The following is a 21,014-nucleotide window of genomic DNA, read 5'->3' as shown; positions in this document are numbered from 1 at the left end:
GATATTCAGTGTTTTTAGGAGTTTACCTAAAGTTACACCTGAACAACGATGATGCGCAACAGCACTAACAAGTGTAGTGGCATAGTGAATTTGGCCACCTGAATAGAGGTGATATGCTCACCTCAGAACAACACAGGTGCTCCAATGAAAAGAAGAAATTTTAGTCCTGAATTCAAACGCGAATCAGCCCAGTTGGTTGTCGATCAAAACTACACCGTCTCTGATGCCGCTAAGGCTATGGATGTAGGTCTTTCCACGATGACGAAATGGGTCAAACAACTGCGTGATGAGCGTCAGGGCAAAACGCCAAAAGCCTCCCCGACAACGCCGGAACAAATCGAAATACGTGAACTCAGGAAGAAGATGCAACGTATTGAAATGGAAAACGAAATATTAAAAAAGGCTACCGCGCTCTTGATGTCAGACTCCCTGAACAGTTCTCGATAATCGTGAAACTCAGGGCGCGTTATCCTGTGGCCACACTCTGCCATGTGTTCGGGGTTCATCGCAGCAGCTACAAATACTGGAAAAACCGTCCTGAAAAGCCGGACGGCAGACGGGCTGTATTACGCAGTCAGGTACTTGAGCTGCATGGCATCAGCCACGGTTCGGCCGGAGCAAGAAGCATCGCCACAATGGCAACCCAGAGAGGCTACCCGATGGGGCGCTGGCTTGCTGGCAGGCTCATGAAAGAGCTGGGACTGGTGAGTTGCCAGCAGCCAACTCACCAGTATAAGCGTGGCGGTCATGAGCACGTTGCTATCCCGAATCATCTTGAGCGACAGTTCGCCGTAACGGAGCCCAACCAATTGTGGTGCGGTGATGTGACCTATATCTGGACAGGTAAACGCTGGGCGTACCTCGCCGTTGTTCTCGACCTGTTCGCAAGAAAACCAGTGGGCTGGGCAATGTCGTTCTCGCCGGACAGCAGACTCACCATGAAAGCGCTGGAAATGGCATGGGAAACTCGCGGTAAGCCCGTCGGGGTGATGTTCCACAGCGACCAGGGGCGTCATTATACAAGCAGGCAGTTCCGGCAGTTACTGTGGCGATACAGGATCAGACAGAGTATGATCCGGCGCGGAAACTGCTGGGATAACAGCCCGATGGAACGCTTCTTCAGAAGCCTGAAGAACGAATGGGTGCCGGTGACGGGTTACGTAAGCTTCAGCGATGCAGCTCACGCCATAACGGACTATATCGTTGGATATTACAGTGCACTAAGACCGCACGACTATAATGGTGGGTTACCACCAAATGAATTGGAAAAACGATACTGGAAAAACTCTAACGCGGTGGCCAGTTTTTGTTGACCACTACAGGCCGATCACCCTCTCGTGTTTGTCGTTCCCGACATGGCGGCAGCGAAATACCTCAAAACCCATTACTTCCCTCGCTCAACCATCGAATGCCTTGGAATCAAGAAAGCTGGAAAGCAGCATGAAACGCGTTTGAAGGTTCTGGAACATAAGGCTCAAGGGCTAACACCGAAGGAAACGGTTGAAGCGATGGGTGTGTCTCTGAGAACAGTTCGAAGCTATTGGAACCAAGAGGTTTGCGTATGATCACCGCACTGTACTGGTATCTGCTGTTCTTGTTTATCTGGGATGTAATCCGCACCTTTGAACGACGTAGAAAAACAGAATGCAAAACTGAATCTCGGAATCCATGAGGTCTTGGGTTATATCACAAAGGAGCTTAACGGCTCCTTTTTTCGTTTCTGTGGTGGGGTACAAGCTGGGATACAGCGTGAGGAAGCGATAACCGGAAGGGCGAGCTTGCATCAGTCAGCCGCTCAACCTAATCTGGTAAAAATTACAGAAATGTAACGACATGACTCGGGGTGCCCTTCCACGTGAAGGCTGAGAAATACCCGTATTACCTGAACTGGATAATGCCAGCGTAGCCATGGCAATTATTCAGATACAAATCAAATGATTACTATCAATGCCTGTCCCGTTTTGTTCAGCCGTATCTCAAAGAGGCTCACCAAATGGGACACAAGACTATTCGTCACACCATCACACGCAACGGGATTTACTACGTCCGTTTTCGCCTGCCGGGAAATACATATTTTCGTAAGTCACTGGAAACAGACAGTCAAACCCAAGCTCATTTGATAATGTCGTTTGCCTCCCCTGTAATTCACATGGTGCAGAGCGGTGCAATCCAGCCGGATCAATTTGCTGCTCGTCTTTCAAACTTATCCAAACGCTTGAAACAGCAAACCGATCAATGGATAGCCCATCAATTTTTCGATGATGATCACCGTCTTGCTCAAACTCAGCCAATAGCACTGCATGAACGCCGAGATATTGTCACTCCTCTGGTAGTTGTGGAACAAAGACAAGTTACCGAACCAGCAGAAGTTTTAACTTTGGCTGGAGCATGGAACATGTACAGAAGTGAGAAGGAACGTAAGTGGACTAAAGCAATCGCCCAAGCCAACGAGCGTTTTATGGAAGTGTTGCTTGTTGTCTTAGGAGGGGAAACTGATGTTACGGGAATCACCAAGCAGGACATAAAGCAAGTGATGGAAATTGTGGAAAATCTGCCGAAGCGAGTTGTTCAGCCATATCGTTCAATGACTATTCAGCAGTTGATCGAATGTGATGATGTTCCAGCGGATGATTTGGTGGGAACTGAGGCTATTCATAAACATCTCAAAATCTACAAATCTTTGTTCAAAACCTTTCTCACTGACAGTAAAGACATCCTAAAAAGATCGCCAACAGATGGTGTTGTTGCAGCACCAACAAAGGCAAGATTCGGTGCGTACAGTGCAGCTGAAATGCGTAAATTTGTGGGTTGGGCGCTTGAACAGCCTGATGGATGGGAGAAGTGGATCATTTTACTGCTTGCTCATACCGGAGCCAGAAGAAGTGAAATAGCCAAACTTGAGAAGTCACAGATTAAATTTGACGAAGATAGCCAGCGGCACTATTTGCTGATAGCAGAAGGAGGGCAGGGTAAAACGGAAAATGCTACAAGGCAGGTTGCGATTCATCCCAAGTTAATTGAATGGGGTTTCCTCGATTTTGTGAATCGTCATTGGAAAGAAAAAATCTTCTCGCCAGTGGCAGGGAAGAACATGCCGAAGATTGGCAAGGTCTTAGCTGATGTCCGAGATCAACTTGGGATTCCGTACCTTGATGATTATGGACAGCGACGCTTGGTGCATTCATTTAGGCATACCATGATCTCAACCTGTTTAGCTGGCTGGGTTGGTAACTTGGCGCACTTGCAGCAGGTGGTAGGGCATGAGAAAAGCGGATCAGGGATTACGAGACGCTATTTGCATACTTTTCCGCTAAATTCAGTTTGCTACGTAATTGACGGATTGTGCTGGGTATAATGACACATTAATTTTTTTGTGATTAAGATCAAAAAGTATTTAGGATTTGTCTTGAAAAACAAGCGTGCGGTATTCATATAGTTTTAATCCGTACTTCACAGAAGGAAAGGTGTGTTATGGCTAATTGTGAACATGAACATCGTTACTGGGATTTTTTTGAACAACTACCTGACGATCAAGGGGGAGTTGGAAGACACAAGTGTTGTGGTTGTGCTTATGAAAGAGGATATGAGGCGGGAACAAGAAGAGATGAAACTCTCCATATTAACTTAGATTCCTTACCAGAAAGCCAAGCAGGAAACGTTAGGCATAAGAGTCCGCATGCTGCCTATGCTCAAGGCTATCTTGATGGCATCTCATCTTCATATTGGAATAAATAATTGATAATGTAATTTTTATCAAGGAGATAAGATGGCAATTCGAAGAATCGCTTACGCATATTATGACCCTGACTGGTCAAAGGGCGAGCATACACTTCTTGCTCTAAAAAGAAATACCGTTGAACCCTTGGCCTACTCATTGCAAATGAAAGGATATATTTTCTGTCCTTCCTGCTATGAACATATAACTCGGGTACCAGCTGATCCAGATAAGGGAATGACTACTAACGAAGTTCCTGCCTATTATAAACATCTTAAGGATGATAATGCCCCTTTCTGTAGCTTGAGATGTGGACCCATTCAGTACAAAAAATATTCATCTCAAGAAGATGCAAAAAAAGCCGTTGAAGATGAGGATCTCATTGTCATAAGTGGCTTTCTTGAGTCTCGTCCAGATAATAATCCCCGGATAGACACGGAAGGTAACGAAATACCTGTCGATTCGCATTTCGAAAGAAAAAATGGCAAAGAGGTCTCATTGCCCATTTCCCGCCATCATGGTGAATCTTTCAAGGTTCCCAGTCAGATAACAAGTATTCAGTCCCTATGCGTGAATTTTAATCACAATTATTATCGTGAGATTTATCTTGTTGGTGAAGATGGTCGAGCTAAACGTTATAGGTTGTGTGACTCTCTCAAGAAGATCGATGACATAACAGATAGTTGCTCTGAGCCAGCATTCTATTTTGGTACGTTTTGGAAAATTGATAGGTTCTCAGGTCATAGCAATGTCTGGTTAAAGATCACCCAAGGAACATCATTCAAAGATTTCAGGATACGAATTACTAATGATACTGCTGATGGGAGAGGATTTTTTAATGGAAATAACATTAATCGGATAGTTGTTTTTTACAGCCAAGTCGATGAGGTTGGGATGGGATATATGACCCCTCAGCTTGGATGGGGAGAAGTGGCTCTCTTACCTGCTAAATATGATGAATTTCTAATCAAAGATTACATGTTCTCGCATCACGGTAAGAAATAGCTTTCGGCTAATTGTGATTATTTCGACCATAAATTCAAAGCCCTGTCCCGACAGGGTTTTATGCTTAAACTGACCGATAAGTCAGGAACGTATCCCAATACATCAGGCTGCTGTTTGTCTTGTATCACACACTGTATCTCTTTTTGTATCGCATGGGCAATCCACCCTCACCAGCAAATCCATCTCCTTCATAAGCCCCTTCGTACAGTCATGGCTGCTGACCGATAAATCGATAAAATCGATCATTTTTATTGAATTGATCGGTTTTATCGATCAATAATCTCGTGAAATTTTATGTTTAGCATTGAGAAATCAGAAAGGTAGACAATAAAAGTGATGAAATTCATTGTGTTGCTCGTGGGTTGGTGCGGTGTTATGCAAGCAGCGATTGCTACAGAGCAAATGGACAAACAAAAGGTGCAGTCTGAGATCCGCTATGTTGGTTATGAATGTGACAGGGTGGATGATGTTCAGACTGCTTTTTTCGGAGATGAAGTAACGGTTACTTGCGACAAGGTATACAAATTCATAATCAAGTATGAGCGAGGTGGGGTAACAGTTGAAGTCAAAAGTTGACTAAAATATTATCCCCATAGGGGAAAATATTCAATTTTATAGCGGGCAATAAAGATAGTTTAACTATATTACTATCGAAAGAATTAATTATAACTCTTTAAAAAAATTACATTCAAAAGTAATCACCTTAAAAATCCATAAGGAATAAATTCTCAATAAAAATAACATGGGGCATTGTTAACGCCCCTAAAAATAAAGTTTAAAAACTTCAATCATAATTGTAGTTATAATTTTTTAGGAGGAATGCTGCCTGATAGGGAGTTTTGTAATAGTCACGTTTCTCAGCTATTAAATACAAGTTCTTTTTTGCCCTTGAACATATGACATAAAGAAGTTTTGACTCTGAATCTTTCGCTTTAACCGGATTATTTTTAATTTCTTCACGATGAGGTATAAATCCTCTCAACATACCGAATGCAATAACCACTTCATACTCTTCACCTTTGACACCATGGCAGCTATTTATAACAACACCTGTTGATTCTCGAAAAAAAACTCTAAAAACATTTATATCATCATCGTATTGATCGGCATATTTAGTAATATTTTTATTTGCCTTTTCAAAGAAAGTATCATAAGACTCCCTTATCAAATTATTATCATCGAGCGATAGTGAAATGTTTTTTAAAAGATATGCACAAGCCTCAACCAAGTAAAATGTCCCTCTCTTTTCATTTGATGTAAACGAATTCATTAGTTTGAGTAAGTCTTTAGCTTTCCAAAGAGATAGATTAGGATTATAACTTTCAAAAAAACTTAGTACTTTATTAGCCCACCTGATCCTTGAAGTAAATAAGCAACCTGAAGAATCTGTCAATAGTATTTTAATTACATAAAACCAAACATTATCTCTTTGTCCATAAAAGGGAGACAGAGAAGGAGCATCGAACTTTACATCAGGAACTAATACAGTGAGCCTTTTTGCCATCGACTTTATTGGCGCCCATTGAGGGGCGATAATGCAAATATCTTTTTCGCTAACACCAGATGCTATCTCAGATTGTATTATTTTGGCAATTTCTTCCGGCAGCATATCTTTACTGATATCATTGTTCCTGAATGTTATTTTCCCACGCAATTTTGAGTATTGCGCCTTTGATATTTGGCCTTTAACACCTCTGAAAAAAGAGAAGTAATCTACTAACCTTTGCGTTGATCTATAGTTGTCATTGAAAGGGAAGTCTTTGATATCTGAGCCAATAAATAGCTTTTTAACTTCTGCTATAGATTTTGACGCACCAAATCCATCATAAATAGATTGATTGAAATCGCCAACCAAAAACAGCCTCTGCTTAACGATTGATTCATTATAAATTGAGGATATTATGGAGTACTGAAGAGTTTGAGTATCCTGAACCTCATCAATACAAATTAACTCGAACAGTCCTCCGATTACCTGTGCCACCTCTCTTTTCTCAAAAAGGAGTCGATGAGAAAAATACAATACTTGGTCAAAATCAATCTTTTTATTTTTTAGCAGATGCTGTCTGAATTCTTTCTCTACCCGTTTTTTAACTTCACTGTCGTTATACACTTCACCTTTAAGGTCATATGAAAAATTAACTTTATCGTTAAATCCTAATTTATTTTTATTTTTTAGATCAAAAATTAAGTTAGATGCTTCATACTCATCTATAAGCGAAAATCCATTACTAATCTCTGGAATGTAACATGCATAGGGTTTGAGTATCCATTCAATAGCAAAAGAGTGAATTGTTCCCGCCCATAACATATCATCTCCATCCGTAAGTAACTGATCAATGCGTTTTTCAATCTCATCAGCAGCTCTATTAGTATATGTTAAGGCTAATATTTTTTTCACGGAACTTTTTTGTCGAATAGCTGTAATTATTTTCGCAGTCAATGCTCGTGTTTTACCACTTCCTGGACAAGCGGAAACATATACATTACCGGGGAATGATACAGCGGCCTGTTGCTCATCGCTTAGCTTCATAATTTGTATCCATCGAAATAGTTAATCAGTTTACTCAAGTCGTCTTCTGGTATTGAATCGATAAAATACTCAACGTAACCGCTATCATTATTTTCGATTTTAAAAAAAACCTTAACCTTCTCTTTTTCATCATCATGAAAGGTTTTATTATTCAATCTATAATCACACATCTTTTTAAAAACAGAATCAGACAACCCGGGATCTAAAGAGAATGCAATTGCTTTAAGGATGTAATCTGGAACAAATGTCACTGAATTTACTCCTTCTGATACAAGCAGGGAGAGCCACCCTTTCCCCTCTTTCTTAGCTAAACGCAAAACTTCCACAGCAGCTTCAGAGCTTTCATAATCCTCTAATATTGCTTTGCTTTGATCAATATCAAATTTACGCTTATAGATTTTCCCTAATGCACGTATATATTCTTGAGCATTGTTGGATTTTAGAAAGTCAACCTCGAAGGTATGTTCTGCATAATGGGCTGAAATAAATTTGTTGTGAACTATGGCGGCATCAAGAGAAATTTTACGTTGAGCACCTGCAATTTCAGAGTTCCTATACCCTTTCATAACATCATCATCATCGATACTATCTTCTGGCAATTGAACAAAAGCACTATCTAAGTCTGTAATGATTGCACAACGTTTCCTAATTCTTGAATCATGGAAGAGTTTTGATATATGGTCAAAAAACGCACTATCCATGCTGATTAAGCTAAGTCCTAATTCATCAAGAGATAAACCAAAGACTTTTTTTACCATTGCTGGGATTAAAATAAGTTCTGCATCTCCTTCAACTAATATTACCCCTTTTGCAAAAAGGAGCGTTGACCTCGTGGCGTTGAGATATCTTTCAATTCGGCTACACTCATCTGGTTCTAACCCTTTATAAGGTTGGAACACATCTGCTATTCCAGATTGAAGTGATAAAATATTCATGTTGGAGATTTTCGATACTGAGGATATGTGTGCTGAATGTGTTGTTAAGAATACTTGAGTTTTATCACCTGAATATTTTTCGAAAAGTGTTTTTTGTATATGTGTATGTATGTGCGCTTCAGGCTCTTCAATTAGGAGTATTTGGGCTGCCTTATCAGAACCTTGTTTAACTTCATACTCATAAAGTTTTAACGCCATATATATTAGGTTGGCACCACCTAAGCTCAGTTCACTAATGTCTCCCTTATAACCACCATTGTAATTATCACCTACGACAAGTGACAATTTTTGAACTAATTCATCAATGTCTTCAGGTAGAGAGGACTCGATGCCAACTAATGGTGAAAAAGTATAACCAATTGTTTTATTTAGAGTGTTTTGAACTCCTTTTGAAACTTTTGTAACTTCATCGAGTCCTGAGATAAGAGTGTTCAGCCCTGTTACTTTATCTACTATTTCATCTGAATCATGTGGAGTGAGCTTGTCTCCCAAATCCTTTAATAAAGCTAAAAGTGGGCTTACCCTATGGTTTCTAAGATCGGATACGACATCACGCAACGCCTTTATAAACGTGAAAGACACCTCATCATATATAGGGAACACCTTAGTTCCGTATAAATTAAATCTTTCATCATCAGGATTTGGAAAGCTACATCCTGCGAAGTCCCCAACTAAAGAGGTATATACTTGTTCATCTAAAAAGTCTACCGATGCTCTTCCTGTTAAGATTGTTTCATAATCATCTATAGTGATTTTACTGAGAATCTCTGTAATGGCTTTGGGATCCCCATTGTTGATAAAGAGGTCTCGTCTGAATTTGTATGAAGGCCGAAAATATAAACTTAACTTACCTTCATTTTCATCGCTCATTTTTCCCGTGAGATGTTTTATTGTTCGAATACTTTCATGAGAGGATAACTCATTAAGTTCTATTGATATTATAATCCAATGCCCTTTCCAATTAGATAGTTTTCTACAGAAATCACTTTCTATTAATTTAGTTGCATTTCTTGAAAGAGAGTCGTCTAACAAAAGTCTCAAGGCATGAAATGCATTTGATTTCCCAGAAGCATTTTCACCCAGAAGTGTATTAACACCTTTATTAAAATTAAATTCCGCCCTATGGAAATTTCTGAAGTTGTTTATGCTGAGCTTACTAATATACATAAGAATTCCTTTTTTTAGGTGGTATGCTCTTCTTACAATAAGCTGGTTATAAAGTTAAAATTTTGTCTGTTACTTATTGTTTGTGATAACTTTTTATGATGCCTTGACACTATTTGTCAATTTATTTTTATAGCCGAAATCTTAAGTATTATTCAAGATATGGGTCAATAGTTTTCCAGCCAGCAATTTTGATAGTGCAAGATTTAATGCAACGCGATTTATCTGACGCCGCAAGTGCTCTACAACACTCTTAGAAATTATTTGCGTCTGATAGGGGCAGGTATAGCCTTTCTGCAACGATGTAAAAACCCGTGTTTGGAGATAACAACATTACAGTAGTGACATTATATGCAATTGAAAAATATGCTTTCTTGCTGTTGATATGGTTGGAGGATGGCTAAGCCTGCTTGAGATGTTAGGAATATTTATCCGCTATAATTCTCAAATATCTATCTGCCTAATGGATCTGCTGTCCATGTGGTCTGGTTTAAGTATACCTAAAGAGGCACTGGTTTATTGAACCAGTCAGGCCGGGAAAAACATTTATTGAACCACTCTTAACAGACTGTTACTGTTGAACCACTTAAAACAGACTGTTAAGGTACATCACCATGACACCACGTGTTTATGCATACCTCAGAGCCTCGACTAAAGAGCAGGACGCATCACGCGCCAGAGAGCAGCTTGATGAGTTCGCTCATTCTAAGGGTATGACTATTGCCACCTATTTCAAAGAGAACGAGTCGGGGGCGTCATTGCAGCGTCCTGAGTTGTTCCGTTTGCTGGATACCGCACAAAAGGGTGACGTACTGCTTGTGGAGCAGGTAGATCGACTGTCACGTTTAAGCGGTGATGACTGGAACAAGTTACGAGTACGGATTGATAGCAAGGGCGTAATAGTCGTTGCTTTAGACTTGCCGACCAGCCACCAGCTTATTCAGCCCGGTGATGAGTTTACCAGCAGAATGCTGGAAGCATTGAACGGGATGATGCTGGATATGCTCGCCGCTATTGCACGTAAGGATTACACCGACCGTAAGCGCCGTCAGTCTCAGGGGATCAGCAAGGCAAAGGCGGCTGGTAAGTTTAAAGGCCGCCCGGAGGATGCCCAGCGTAATGAGAAGATCGGTAAACTGCTGAAAGCGGGTATGTCGTACACCGACATCATGGGGACGGTGAACTGTTCCCGTGCGACGGTTGCCAAAGTGAGCAAGAGTCTGAAAGAGACCGGCATCACGGGTTAACCCGCCTTCCACAATCCAAAGTGCCGACCTGAGATGGTCGGGTGTATTGAGATCCTCGCCATGTGCGGGGATTTTTTGTTTTAAAAAGGGTTATTCACGCATTTAATCTGGGAAAATCGGCGTCGTGTAGATCGCTGTGGGCGTTGCTGTGCCTGCTGGCAACAAATTTATCATGGGAATATGCCCTGTAGAAATTTTTCCTGTGCGTAAGGCTGGTCCGGTGGAGTCGAACCTTGTTTAGCGCTTAGCCGTTGCCTGTCCATTTTCTCGACCAGCACCGCCTCTGTCCCTGAGCCAAGAACAAGGTCGCCGCTTTAGGATTTGCACACGGCGCTACGCACTGCCTACGGCTGCCCCTGTTGCTCACTGGCGTGCGCCAACAGAGCACATAGTTTATAAAAAAAGATCTTAACGTGGTGGGGTGCCACGGGTAGAGTTTGATTTTTTATTATATATTATGCACTTAATGAATTATTCATGGTGGGGTAATAGGCGGGGTAAGCATGGGGTCCATAGTGGGGTACAAATGCGGCTGCTAAAGAAAAGAGGGGAATAAATCCCCCTCAGAATGTGAACACCTCGGCGTTTGTAAGGTGCTCCCTCAGGCTGGCGGGTGTCCAGCCATCAGGCATCCACCACCATTGTTTTGACGTTTTTCCGGTCGGGTCTGGGTTTTTCTGGTACGGCTGGCATCTCCGGTAACGCATAGCGGTCAGGTAGCTGGAAGCTATCTGGCAGTTTCGGAGATCGGAGAAGTGGGCCTGTAGCGTTTCCAGTCGGAATGCCGGGTTATCTGTTACCCACTCACGAACCTGCATTTCCAGGATTGAAACTGAATCCGAGATCATTCGGCGCAGACAATCTGACTGCGGCACGTATTTATGGTTGAACTGGCTCAGGTCACGCGCCATAAGCCACTCATAAATTACGTCCAGCCCGCCGCTGGATACCCACGGCAATAGACGATTCTGGATGAATAATTGCGTCTCTTGCCGGTCGGCTTTGTGCGTCATAAACTCCGGGGCGTACCAGCGGCGCTCATTCTCATCCAGTCGCAGAGGCCGAGGCTGGTTACTCGACAATATGATCCTTGCGAAAACCCGTGCACTCCGCTCCGCTTCATAAAGTGGTCGTAGCCGCTGCCATTCCTCGCTGAGGATAGATTTTAACCGGGTCATCTGGCTGTCACTGTTGGTTGATACGTCATCCAGGTGGATCAACATATTGGAGGTCAGCGTTGTGCTGTGTTTCTCCGTCAGTTTGGCGAATGAGTCCAGCGAGGCGGTTTGCCCTGAAAGCAACGGGGTGAGGATATGCTCAAAGAGCACGCCTTTCCCGGTACCAGTATCGCCGGTGAACAACAGGTGCCAGGATGGACGCTGATCGGGGCGCTGGAGCATATGTGCCATCCAGTCGCACACTATTTTCCTGTCAGTGTCTTGCGGAAACAGGCGCTCGATAAACTCAATCCACGGGGCCGGTTCAGGGTTAAAACCTTTAGCTGGTCCGTCACTCTCGTATCTTTTGTACGTATTGACTGCAAACACCCCGGAACTCAACGGCACAAATAATTCCGGGTCTACCGCTGGCTGGAAGGCTTCACCGATGACGAACGTTAACCGGCGGCGTATGTTGTTCCACCAATGATCCTCGTACTCAATCTCAGCATATGAGTTTTGGTTGGCCCACTGGTAAAACAGCCCGCTGATGCTGTCATCGTTGAGGGTGACACCATCATGGATGTTGAACAGGACTGAGAGGTTATTTGTCGCTTTGAGCACCCATCCATGATTTTTCAGGTAGTCGATAAAGGCGTTGAGAATCTGTTTCTTTATTTTTTCGTTGTTCGGGTTTGGCATTTGCACTCCACTGAGTCGTTAATTGTATTGGTCAGGTCACTGTATTTCTCGGGCTGGCTGGCGATCTCAGTCAGCAGCTTACGAACGAACACCGGCAGAGGTATATTTCCGCGCGTGGCGGTCAGCCAGTCGGCGGTAGTTCCCGTCACTGTGATGTCATAAATTTTCATTTTTTAACCTCCGGTTGGACGGGTAGCGATTTGTACCTGTCCCGATTGGCACCCTGGATTTTACGAGCGGCGGCTATTGCCCGTTCGAGCGCGTCCGGGTCAATATGGGCGGGCGTTGGCGTCCCGCTTTTTATCTTCGTCATACAGTCGCTCCTGCCAAAAGCATATCTTTGAGGCGATGGCGCATAGCTTCCCGCTCTGCGGCTGCGGCTTCCTCAGCACGGCGCTGTGTTTCGTTGGCGGCGTCCTGAACCAGCCTGTCCAGTTCACGCTCCAGCCCGTTTGCCAGCTCTCTGTGATATTCATCTTCCACTTGCCGTTTCAGGTCGGTGATCTCCTGTTCCAACAGCTCTGCCGGTTTGCGAAGCGTGATCGATATGTTCCCTGTGCTACCGGCAAGGTAGACTGATTGAGGGATGCCGATATCGTACCGCCAGCCCTCAAGAATCCGCTCCTGTAACTGTTGCATTGCAAGTGCTCCTGGGGCGTTGAAGCGCTGAGTAGTGCTGGTGGCGGTGTACCTTTGGACAGCGGTATCAATCCGTGCTGCCAGTACGGTGGCGTCAGGTTTGAACCGTTCTGCGGCTTCGCTCAGGAATGCCTGTAGATCGCTCTCAGCGGCTTTCTGGGCCTGTCTTTTAGTAGTCATGGTTTTCTCCGTAATCGGTTGGAAATGGGCGTAAAAGCCCAATGGCGCTCCGTGGTGAGCGTCATTTGATGTGACCGTGTAGTGCGGCCATCTCGTCAGTGTTTGTGTGTTCGGCTTACGCGTACTCTGTAAAGAAGCTCTGCCCGCACGCAGGGCAATGTTGAGGCCTGTCCGGGAGGAACCGGAACCAGCGCGTTACTTCGGAGCGTCCAAACGTAACTCCTGCAAGGCTGTTAGTTTCAAGCGCCGTCAATGCCCGATAAGCTGTGGATAACGGGAGATCGACGTACCTTGAAACCATCTCAGCGGTAACGGGGATATCGGTTTCGTTCAGGTAGTGCAGGACGTTGATCCTTGGGGTTGTCGCGCGTAGGTCAACGGTATTCAGTATAGATACCAGGTAGGTGCGTTCCGCCTCATTAGGTAACGAAAACGGGACTGGCGTAAATTTATGGCACAAGGCTTCCTCTGTTAAGTTATTAATTAATAGAATTTATTTTATCACATTTTGATGGAAATAGATATCAATTTCATTTGAATTCGGGGTTGCTATTGACAATCTACGGCTTTTGAGGATGATGGGTGGTATTGATTTTGATAAATTAAATTAATCACGATGTTCGTGTTTGGCCCTTTGGTTGAATCAAGCGTGTTACGACGGTGCAAGCGCTTACTGTCCGACTGCATGTTGGAAAGGGAATAAAACGCCACAATATAAAGAGACCTCGCTTTTGTTAATTTTCATTCCTTAGTCAGGAAAGAAAATACACAACACTCACCCATACGGGCTATGGTCTTTGAAATCCTTTTTCGAAATATTTAAAGCACCAACAACTGTTTCTTCGAAAAAACCAACTCATCTATAGAAGTTAATCACAGCAAGATGACGGGTGTCATCAGTGATTAGATGTGTTTTTTCTTCTCGTCACGACGTTACGAGATGGCTTCGCCTCTTTAGATGATATTCAGATAATGGCCTGTATCAGACGTAAACTGAATCGTCTGTCCATACCATAACCTTCGTTTACCACTCTGTTACATGCCACAGCCTCAACAGGTCTCATGACCTGTTTCTGTGTGGATTGTCCCACTCGTGGACTCAGGTAACCCAGCGGTTACACCGGATTGCTGTTGCATATTGTGTGCATTTAACGGGGATGTTTACATCACTGGTTGAAAAGCATATGTGTGGAATAGCGATCAGCAACATTTGTGGCAATGCACTTCGATAAGGTTGTGGACGCTTCTTGCTACAAGCGAACTTCAATTAACAGTCTCAAAAGCTGTGTTCCAGAACGTTTGGCGCAATGCCGGATAAATCAAATTACCGTAAAACGGTAACCCCTACTAAATGCCATCCACAAGGAGGGCCACATATCCTGCTCGCTACCAGCGATAGCGGAGGATTTTATATACCCATTTAAAAAGGAGAAAAACATGGCAAGAACGAAAGGTGCAGTGGCAAAGGGTGTGGATAATAAAGCGGTGCGAGCATTCCTGCTAAAGCATAGCTCATTATCTGAATTACCTCAGATTGTGGAAGATTGTATCTGGGGGGCGATGGGGCAGGAGAAGGAATCGAGAGGTTATAGTGGCGAACGAATCATAGCGATCTTGAAACGGCTTGATTGCATTGATACACCCACGGTATTTAAGCAGATGTGGGATTACAATATCTCGCAAGGTGATTGGACAGCCCCTTCCAGACGAAACACCCAGCGTATGACAAAAGTGCTGAGGTGTGCGTCGGACGCTATTTATCATCACGCCAGATTGTCACGACGGAGCGAGTCTAAACATCAAGAAATTTTCAATTTGACTGACGATGAACGTGAAAAGATACGTTCTTGGGTTAAGGCATGCGAATGGTGGAAGGTAAAAGAATTGCTCTCTTATTGCGGGAAGAGAATGGTTCGCCATCAACCTCCGATATTAGAGTATACAGAAGATAATTTGGTGAGATTAACAACCTCAATGCCTACCACAATGAGGCCATCGATACGCCTTTCTTGCCCATTAAATATCAATGAACACATCAACGACCATCAGCCAGCAACTATGTTCACCGTCAAAGGTAGCAAAAACTTGCAGCCACTTATTGATGAGATTGGTTTGCACTATGCTCGTTTACGAAGTGCAGCCTGAGCGCTTGCCTGAGAATGCAAATTCCAGCCGGGAATATCCCGGCTTTTTTGCATCTTTTCCACCTCGTTCCATTAATAACTTGGGACACAAGCTGGGATACTTTATGGGATTTGTACAGTTTTTAGAGCTTGTTTGTTGGACTTCCCGCTGGCATTATCCTGATCAGGGATTAACGGGACGTTAATCGCAAGTAGTTGATTTTGATTTTAAATGACTCGGGGTGCCCCTCTAATACAGGGCTGAGATACACCCGCTGACCTGATCTGGATAATGCCAGCGTAGGGAAGTCTGATGCCTGACCGCATTCGCCTTCTTGTTCGCCGGTTGGGAGCTATGATGACACATCAATCTCAACACCTTTCTGCTGCGCAATTCGCGCCCATTCTGCACCGTTTCCGCCGTCAGTCACCGCTGGTGCACTGCATGACCAACGACGTGGTACAAAACTTCACCGCCAATGTGCTGCTGTCGCTCAACGCTTCGCCAGCGATGGTGATTGATGCGGAGGAAGCCGCGCAGTTCAGCGGCTTTGCCGATGCCTTACTGATAAACGTCGGAACGCTGACCGTTGAGCGCCAGCAGGCGATGCAGGCGGCAGTCACGGCCGCCAGGCAGGCGGGAACGCCCTGGACACTGGACCCGGTGGCGGTCGGCGCACTGACGCTGCGCACCACTTTCTGCCAGCGGCTGCTGAGCCAGCAGCCGGCGGTGATCCGCGGTAACGCGTCAGAGATCATGGCGCTGGCGCAACAGGCCAGCGGCGGACGCGGAGTGGATAGCCTGCATCAGGCGGATGCAGCGCTGGAGGCTGCCCGGCAGCTGGCCCGCGACTATCAAACGCTGGTGATTGTGACCGGCGAAGTAGACTACGCCACCGACGGCCAGCGCACCTTTGCCATTCGCGGCGGCAGCCCGTTAATGACGCGGGTGGTCGGTACCGGCTGTGCGCTGTCGGCGGTGGTAGCCGGCTTCAGCAGTCTGAGCGGCGATCGGCTGCTCAACGTTGCCAGTGCCTGTCAGGTGATGGCGCGGGCCGGTGAACAGGCGGCGGCAAGCTCAGCCGGCCCCGGCAGTTTTGCCACAGCATTTCTTGATGCGCTCTGGACGCTGGAGGTTGACCATGAAACGCATTAATGCACTGACCATCGCCGGGACCGATCCCAGCGGCGGGGCAGGGATTCAGGCCGATTTGAAAACCTTTTCAGCGCTGGGCGCGTATGGCACCAGCGTGATCACCGCGCTGGTGGCGCAAAATACCCGTGGCGTTCAGTCGGTCTACCGGATTGATGCAGACTTTGTGGCCGCCCAGCTCGACTCGGTGCTGGACGATGTGCGCATCGACAGCGCTAAAATTGGCATGTTGTCGGAAACCGCCATCGTCGGGCAGGTTGCGGCGCGGCTGAAACGCAGCGCAATTCCTTTCGTGGTGCTGGATACGGTGATGGTGGCGAAAAGCGGCGATCCGCTGTTATCCGCCGATGCCATTGCCAGCGTCCGCGAACTGCTGTTACCGCAGGTGTCGCTGATTACGCCGAATCTGCCGGAAGCAGCAGCGTTGCTGGGGTGCGCGGTGGCGGAGAGCGAAGCGCAGATGCGGGCGCAGGGCGAGGCGTTGCTGGCGGCGGGATGTCAGGCAGTATTGATCAAGGGCGGTCACCTGACGGCTGATAACAGCCCGGACTGGCTGATCACCCCGTCGGGCCAGCAGCGGTTCAGCACCCCGCGGGTCAATACCCGTCATACTCACGGCACCGGCTGCACGCTGTCAGCGGCGCTGGCGGCGTTGCGTCCGCGTCACGCCGACTGGGCTGATACGATCACCGAAGCGAAAGCCTGGCTGCAGCAGGCGTTGTTACAGGCGGATTCACTGGAGGTCGGTACGGGAATCGGGCCGGTGCACCATTTTCATCAGTGGTGGTAACGGTAGATGCGCCATCCCGCGCTGAGGCGGCGGGACGGCACATTACCGGGTCAGGGTGCTTCAAACCAGGCGCTGTTGCGCTCGGCGATAGGGGTTATTGAGAAAATCATCTCCTGCAAATGACGGCGCATCGCGGCTTCGGCGGCGTCTGCGTCGTGATGTTTCAACGCTGAAAAAATCTCCTCATGCTGCTCAATCAGGCTTTCCGGCGGTGAAACTTCACTCAGGGTGAGAAAACGCACCCGGTCCATCGCTGCTTTGATGTTCTCGACGGTTTCCCACGCCAGCTTGCAATCAATACTCTCGGCAATCAGCCGGTGAAACTCATCATCAAGGCTGAGAAACGCCTGGCTGTCATGCCGCTCAGCCGACATGCGTTGCAGCTGAAGGTTGTGTTCCAGCATCATCAGCGCCGGCTCGCCAATTTCCAGCGCCGCACGGCGCACCACGGAAACCTCCACCGCTTCACGGATGAAACGGCCGTCCGCCACCCGTTTGGCGGAAATTTTACGCACAAAGGTGCCGCGCTGCGGCAATACCTGTACCAGTCCGGCTTCGGCCAGCTTGATGAACGCTTCGCGCACCGGCTGGCGTGAGACGTTAAAACGCGCAGAGACCTCTTTTTCCGACAGCAGCGAACCCGGCTGAATCACACAGGTCACGATATCTTTGCGCAAAAACCGGTAAATCTGCTGATTCACCGGTTCGCTGGTGGTAATGGTATAGGCGATCGACATGCAGCAATATCCATATTACGGCTGGCTGGTGCCAGCCCGAAGGGAAAGAGTCAGTCTAATCAGCACGCTGCGTCTGCGCCAGTGCTTTGTCATCACAGCATCAGGCGCGGGTCATGTACTGCTGCACCGTCGCACGCGCACCCTGGGTAGTCAGCTGCTGATAACGGGCGGTCAGCCGGGCGACCAGATCGGCGTTGCCTGCCAGGTCGTCGCCGAAGATCTGGCGCAGGCCCAGCAGCGCACGCACCCGCGCTTCACCTTCTTCGCTGCCGGCCACGCATTCTGCCAGCGTGCTCTTCAGCGGATCGCGAACCTCAATCGGCTGACCCTGTTCGTCGATGCCCCCGACATAGCGCATCCAGCCAGCCACGCCGAGCAGCAGCAGTTCACAGCGGCTGTTATTGCTCAGATGCCAGCGCAGACTGTCCAGCAGACGCTGCGGTAACTTTTGCGATCCGTCAGTAGCGATTTGCCAGGTACGATGTTTGATGGCGCGGTTTTCGTAGCGGGCGATCAGCGAATCGGCATAGGCTTCAAGGTCCACGCCCTGGGTGCGCAAGGTGGGAGCCTGCTCATCGACCATCAGTGAACGGGCAGCGGCGCGGAAGTGCGGATCGGCCATGCAGTCGCTGATGTGCTGATAACCGGCAAGATAGCCGAGGTAGGCGAGAAACGAGTGGCTGCCATTCAGCATCCGCAGTTTCATCTCTTCATACGGCAAGACGTCGCTGACCAGCTCTGCACCCGCCTTTTCCCACGCCGGACGACCGCTGACAAAGTTATCTTCAATAACCCACTGAAAGAACGGTTCCGCTTCAACCGCCACCGGGTCACGGGAGCCGAGCCGCCCGGCCAGCGCGTCAAACGCCGCCTCCGTCATCGCCGGCACAATCCGGTCAACCATGGTTGAGGGAAAGGTCACCTGCTGCTGAATGTACTCAGCCAGCGCGGCATCCTGGCGCTGCGCCAGCTGCACAATCACGTTGTGGGTGACGTGGCCATTCTCCGGCATGTTGTCACACGACATCACGCTGAAGGGCGGCAGACCGAGTTGCCGACGGCGATTAATCGCAGCCAGAATCAGCCCTGGCAACGAACGCGGCGTCTGTGGATTGTCGAGGTCATGCAGGATATCGGGATGATCCGGGTTCAGATTGCCGCTGGCTGGCTGATGGCAATAGCCTTTCTCGGTCACGGTCATTGAAACAATCGCCACCTCGGGCTGACACATGGCGTTAATCACCGCCTCAATGCCGTCGCCTTTGCCGTGCAGCGCCGCAGTAATCACGCCGATCACCCGGGTCTGCAGCGAATCATTCGCCATTTCGGTCAGGGTATAGAGCAACTGCTGTTCACGCAGCGCCTGAATCAGTTCGCCGCTGTTGAGGTTCACTTCGCAGTAACCCCAGTCACTGCCGTGTTCGGCGGCCAGCTTATCGCTGCACAGCGCCTGATGCGCGCGGTGAAAGGCACCAAAGCCGATATGTACCATACGGGTTTTAAGCTGGGCCCGGTCATAGGCAGGGCGCTGGATCTCAGCGGGCAGGCGATCGATCTGTAACATAGTCCGTCCTTATGGCAAACGGGGCGCGAGGCGCCCCGAAATCAGTGATCATGTTGCGTGATGAGGATTACACCGAAACTGGCTTATCCTGGGTCTTCGGGCTGCGGATCACAAACAGCACCAGGAAGGCACCCAGCGCAGCGACAGCGCCGGCCAGCACAAAGGCGCTGTCAAACTTACCGGTATGCTGGACGATAAAGCCGGTCACAATCGGTCCGATGATGCCGGAAAGGCTGCCGACCAGGTGGATAAAGCCGCTGATGCTGCCGACACGACTCTTGTGCACCACATCCTGAATAATCGCCCAGTAGATCGCGCCGGTAATGTAGAGGAAGAAGATCGATACCGACATCATCATCACCGCAGGAACCACCTCTTTTATCGTACCTGCCAGCGCCACACAAATTGCCGCCGCCAGCAGTGAGACCACCAGCACAATTTTACGTGACAACAACAGTTTGCCGGTGATGTTGAAGATTTTATCGGAGATCCAGCCGCCCAGCGCCAGGCCGACGAAACCCACAATCCACGGGATCATGGTGGTAATGCTCATCGACTTAATATCCAGACCATGGGCCTGCACCAGATAGGCCGGGAACCAGCTCAGGAAGAAGAACAGGATGTAGTTGTAGCAGAAGAAGGCAAACGCGGTCACCAGGATGATTGGCTGACGCAGGTAGTAGCCAAACGGATGGGCAGTTTCTGACAGATCGGCTTCATCGTTAGGGTTAGCCGCTTTCAGGCGTTCAATTAAGAGACGTTCCTCTTCGCTGACCCGTTTGCTTTTCGCCGGGTTGTCCGCGGCAAAGAACAGCCAGAAGGTCATCCACACCAGACCGATGCAGCAGACGATGATGAAGGCCGGACGCCAGCCGTACGCCAGCGCCAGATAACCGATGATCGGACCGGCAACCGCGCCACCCAGTGGCGAACCGGCGCTGAGTAAGCCCATCGCGGTGGCTGCCTGTTTTTTGGGAAACCAGCCGTTGATCGCTTTATTCGCCGAGGCGCAGATCGGGCCTTCAGCCATGCCGAACAGCACGCGCAGGATCAGCAGCGACCAGAAACCGGTCGCCAGCGCAGTCATGCCGCAGAAAATCGACCAGGCGCCTACCGCGACGGCCAGCACGATTTTCGGGCCAAACCGGTCAGTGGCGAGGCCGCCGACGAAGTTAAACAGCGCGTAACCGAAGAAGAAGCTGCCAAAGATCATGCCGAACTGCTCAGCATTGATCGCCAGATCTTTCTCTACCAGCGGCACCGTCAGTGATAAGGCAACACGATCGAGGTAATTGATCATGTAAACCAGGAACAACAGCAAAACGAGGGTCCAGCGCAGATTCTTGAACATAAAAACTCCGTGATCTGTTTTC

General features: G+C 47.5%; 20 protein-coding genes and 2 riboswitches. Of the genes, 10 read left to right on the top strand and 10 right to left on the bottom strand.

The annotated features are described in order from the left end of the window. Positions 1-144 precede the first annotated feature (144 nt). The 6 genes from AC6I8I_RS12580 to AC6I8I_RS12555 all read left to right on the top strand — a co-directional run bounded on the left by AC6I8I_RS12580 (position 145) and on the right by AC6I8I_RS12555 (position 5,296). Positions 145-1,313 (top strand): IS3 family transposase gene (locus AC6I8I_RS12580; protein WP_497827917.1). Its coding sequence is split into 2 segments (ribosomal slippage): positions 145-394 and positions 394-1,313, totalling 1,170 coding nucleotides; the frame shifts between segments, so codons are not numbered across the junction. Positions 1,314-1,355: 42 nt separating this feature from the next. Further along, the gene (locus AC6I8I_RS12575) at positions 1,356-1,565 is read left to right on the top strand and encodes a helix-turn-helix transcriptional regulator (protein ID WP_497828662.1); all 210 of its coding nucleotides are present in this window, start codon (positions 1,356-1,358) and stop codon (positions 1,563-1,565) included. Positions 1,566-1,829: 264 nt separating this feature from the next. Then, a riboswitch (TPP riboswitch) is annotated at positions 1,830-1,926 on the top strand. Between the two features lie 67 nt (positions 1,927-1,993). Further along, positions 1,994-3,355 (top strand): tyrosine-type recombinase/integrase, encoded by a 1,362-nt coding sequence (locus AC6I8I_RS12570; protein ID WP_497827916.1) that lies wholly within the window; start codon positions 1,994-1,996, stop codon positions 3,353-3,355. A gap of 116 nt (positions 3,356-3,471) precedes the next feature. Then, positions 3,472-3,735 carry a hypothetical protein gene (locus AC6I8I_RS12565; RefSeq protein ID WP_497827915.1) on the top strand — a complete coding sequence of 88 codons (264 nt, stop codon included), beginning with the start codon at positions 3,472-3,474 and terminating at the stop codon, positions 3,733-3,735. A 31-nt stretch (positions 3,736-3,766) separates the two neighbouring features. Then, positions 3,767-4,720, top strand: a complete 954-nt coding sequence (locus AC6I8I_RS12560; RefSeq protein ID WP_497827914.1) for a hypothetical protein — start codon at positions 3,767-3,769, stop codon at positions 4,718-4,720. Between the two features lie 336 nt (positions 4,721-5,056). Further along, on the top strand, positions 5,057-5,296 hold the full coding sequence (locus tag AC6I8I_RS12555) for a hypothetical protein (RefSeq protein ID WP_497827913.1): 240 nt from the start codon (positions 5,057-5,059) through the stop codon (positions 5,294-5,296). A 208-nt stretch (positions 5,297-5,504) separates the two neighbouring features. Here AC6I8I_RS12555 and AC6I8I_RS12550 read toward each other — a convergent pair whose 3' ends face one another. Next, positions 5,505-7,250 carry a UvrD-helicase domain-containing protein gene (locus AC6I8I_RS12550; protein ID WP_497827912.1) on the bottom strand — a complete coding sequence of 582 codons (1,746 nt, stop codon included), beginning with the start codon at positions 7,248-7,250 and terminating at the stop codon, positions 5,505-5,507. Beyond that, positions 7,247-9,352, bottom strand: a complete 2,106-nt coding sequence (locus AC6I8I_RS12545; RefSeq protein ID WP_497827911.1) for an ATP-dependent nuclease — start codon at positions 9,350-9,352, stop codon at positions 7,247-7,249. Before AC6I8I_RS12545 ends, AC6I8I_RS12550 begins: the two co-directional genes overlap by 4 nt. Positions 9,353-9,963: 611 nt before the next feature. Here AC6I8I_RS12545 and AC6I8I_RS12540 point away from each other — a divergent pair. Beyond that, on the top strand, positions 9,964-10,596 hold the full coding sequence (locus AC6I8I_RS12540) for a recombinase family protein (protein WP_497827910.1): 633 nt from the start codon (positions 9,964-9,966) through the stop codon (positions 10,594-10,596). A gap of 563 nt (positions 10,597-11,159) precedes the next feature. On the opposite strand, the gene AC6I8I_RS12535 is transcribed toward AC6I8I_RS12540, so the two are convergent. The 5 genes from AC6I8I_RS12535 to AC6I8I_RS12515 all read right to left on the bottom strand — a co-directional run bounded on the left by AC6I8I_RS12535 (position 11,160) and on the right by AC6I8I_RS12515 (position 13,575). Continuing rightward, complete coding sequence (locus tag AC6I8I_RS12535) at positions 11,160-12,455, bottom strand: primase-helicase family protein (protein ID WP_497827909.1); 1,296 nt, start codon at positions 12,453-12,455, stop codon at positions 11,160-11,162. Further along, a complete protein-coding gene (locus AC6I8I_RS12530; RefSeq protein WP_238561445.1) occupies positions 12,428-12,625 on the bottom strand; it encodes a hypothetical protein in 198 nt (65 codons plus the stop codon). Before AC6I8I_RS12530 ends, AC6I8I_RS12535 begins: the two co-directional genes overlap by 28 nt. Beyond that, on the bottom strand, positions 12,622-12,768 hold the full coding sequence (locus tag AC6I8I_RS12525; RefSeq protein WP_497827908.1) for a hypothetical protein: 147 nt from the start codon (positions 12,766-12,768) through the stop codon (positions 12,622-12,624). Before AC6I8I_RS12525 ends, AC6I8I_RS12530 begins: the two co-directional genes overlap by 4 nt. Beyond that, positions 12,765-13,274: a hypothetical protein gene (locus tag AC6I8I_RS12520; protein WP_497827907.1), complete on the bottom strand. Its 510-nt coding sequence runs from the start codon at positions 13,272-13,274 to the stop codon at positions 12,765-12,767. The genes AC6I8I_RS12525 and AC6I8I_RS12520 overlap by 4 nt, the downstream gene beginning before the upstream one ends. 115 nt (positions 13,275-13,389) lie before the next feature. After that, on the bottom strand, positions 13,390-13,575 hold the full coding sequence (locus tag AC6I8I_RS12515) for a hypothetical protein (protein ID WP_497828661.1): 186 nt from the start codon (positions 13,573-13,575) through the stop codon (positions 13,390-13,392). 1,136 nt (positions 13,576-14,711) lie between these two features. Between AC6I8I_RS12515 and AC6I8I_RS12510 the strand changes: the two genes are divergently transcribed. From AC6I8I_RS12510 to thiD, 3 genes are all read left to right on the top strand, one after another. After that, positions 14,712-15,419: a hypothetical protein gene (locus tag AC6I8I_RS12510; protein WP_497827906.1), complete on the top strand. Its 708-nt coding sequence runs from the start codon at positions 14,712-14,714 to the stop codon at positions 15,417-15,419. Positions 15,420-15,625: 206 nt separating this feature from the next. Beyond that, positions 15,626-15,721: riboswitch (TPP riboswitch) on the top strand. A gap of 34 nt (positions 15,722-15,755) precedes the next feature. Then, on the top strand, positions 15,756-16,553 hold the full coding sequence (gene thiM, locus AC6I8I_RS12505; RefSeq protein ID WP_497828660.1) for a hydroxyethylthiazole kinase: 798 nt from the start codon (positions 15,756-15,758) through the stop codon (positions 16,551-16,553). Further along, positions 16,540-17,340, top strand: coding sequence for a bifunctional hydroxymethylpyrimidine kinase/phosphomethylpyrimidine kinase (gene thiD / locus AC6I8I_RS12500; protein WP_497827905.1), 801 nt, complete (start codon positions 16,540-16,542; stop codon positions 17,338-17,340). Before thiM ends, thiD begins: the two co-directional genes overlap by 14 nt. A gap of 50 nt (positions 17,341-17,390) precedes the next feature. Here thiD and AC6I8I_RS12495 read toward each other — a convergent pair whose 3' ends face one another. The 3 genes from AC6I8I_RS12495 to AC6I8I_RS12485 all read right to left on the bottom strand — a co-directional run bounded on the left by AC6I8I_RS12495 (position 17,391) and on the right by AC6I8I_RS12485 (position 20,992). Next, positions 17,391-18,077, bottom strand: a complete 687-nt coding sequence (locus AC6I8I_RS12495) for a GntR family transcriptional regulator (protein WP_312055462.1) — start codon at positions 18,075-18,077, stop codon at positions 17,391-17,393. Between the two features lie 100 nt (positions 18,078-18,177). Further along, positions 18,178-19,641 carry a mannitol dehydrogenase family protein gene (locus AC6I8I_RS12490; protein ID WP_497827904.1) on the bottom strand — a complete coding sequence of 488 codons (1,464 nt, stop codon included), beginning with the start codon at positions 19,639-19,641 and terminating at the stop codon, positions 18,178-18,180. A gap of 67 nt (positions 19,642-19,708) precedes the next feature. Then, positions 19,709-20,992 carry an MFS transporter gene (locus AC6I8I_RS12485; RefSeq protein WP_031377177.1) on the bottom strand — a complete coding sequence of 428 codons (1,284 nt, stop codon included), beginning with the start codon at positions 20,990-20,992 and terminating at the stop codon, positions 19,709-19,711. Positions 20,993-21,014 lie beyond the last annotated feature (22 nt).

The organism is Pantoea sp. X-Soil-YNGN-775, assembly GCF_059730575.1.
The sequence above is the reverse complement of the archived record's forward strand: the minus strand, read 5'-3'. Positions and strand labels throughout refer to the sequence as shown.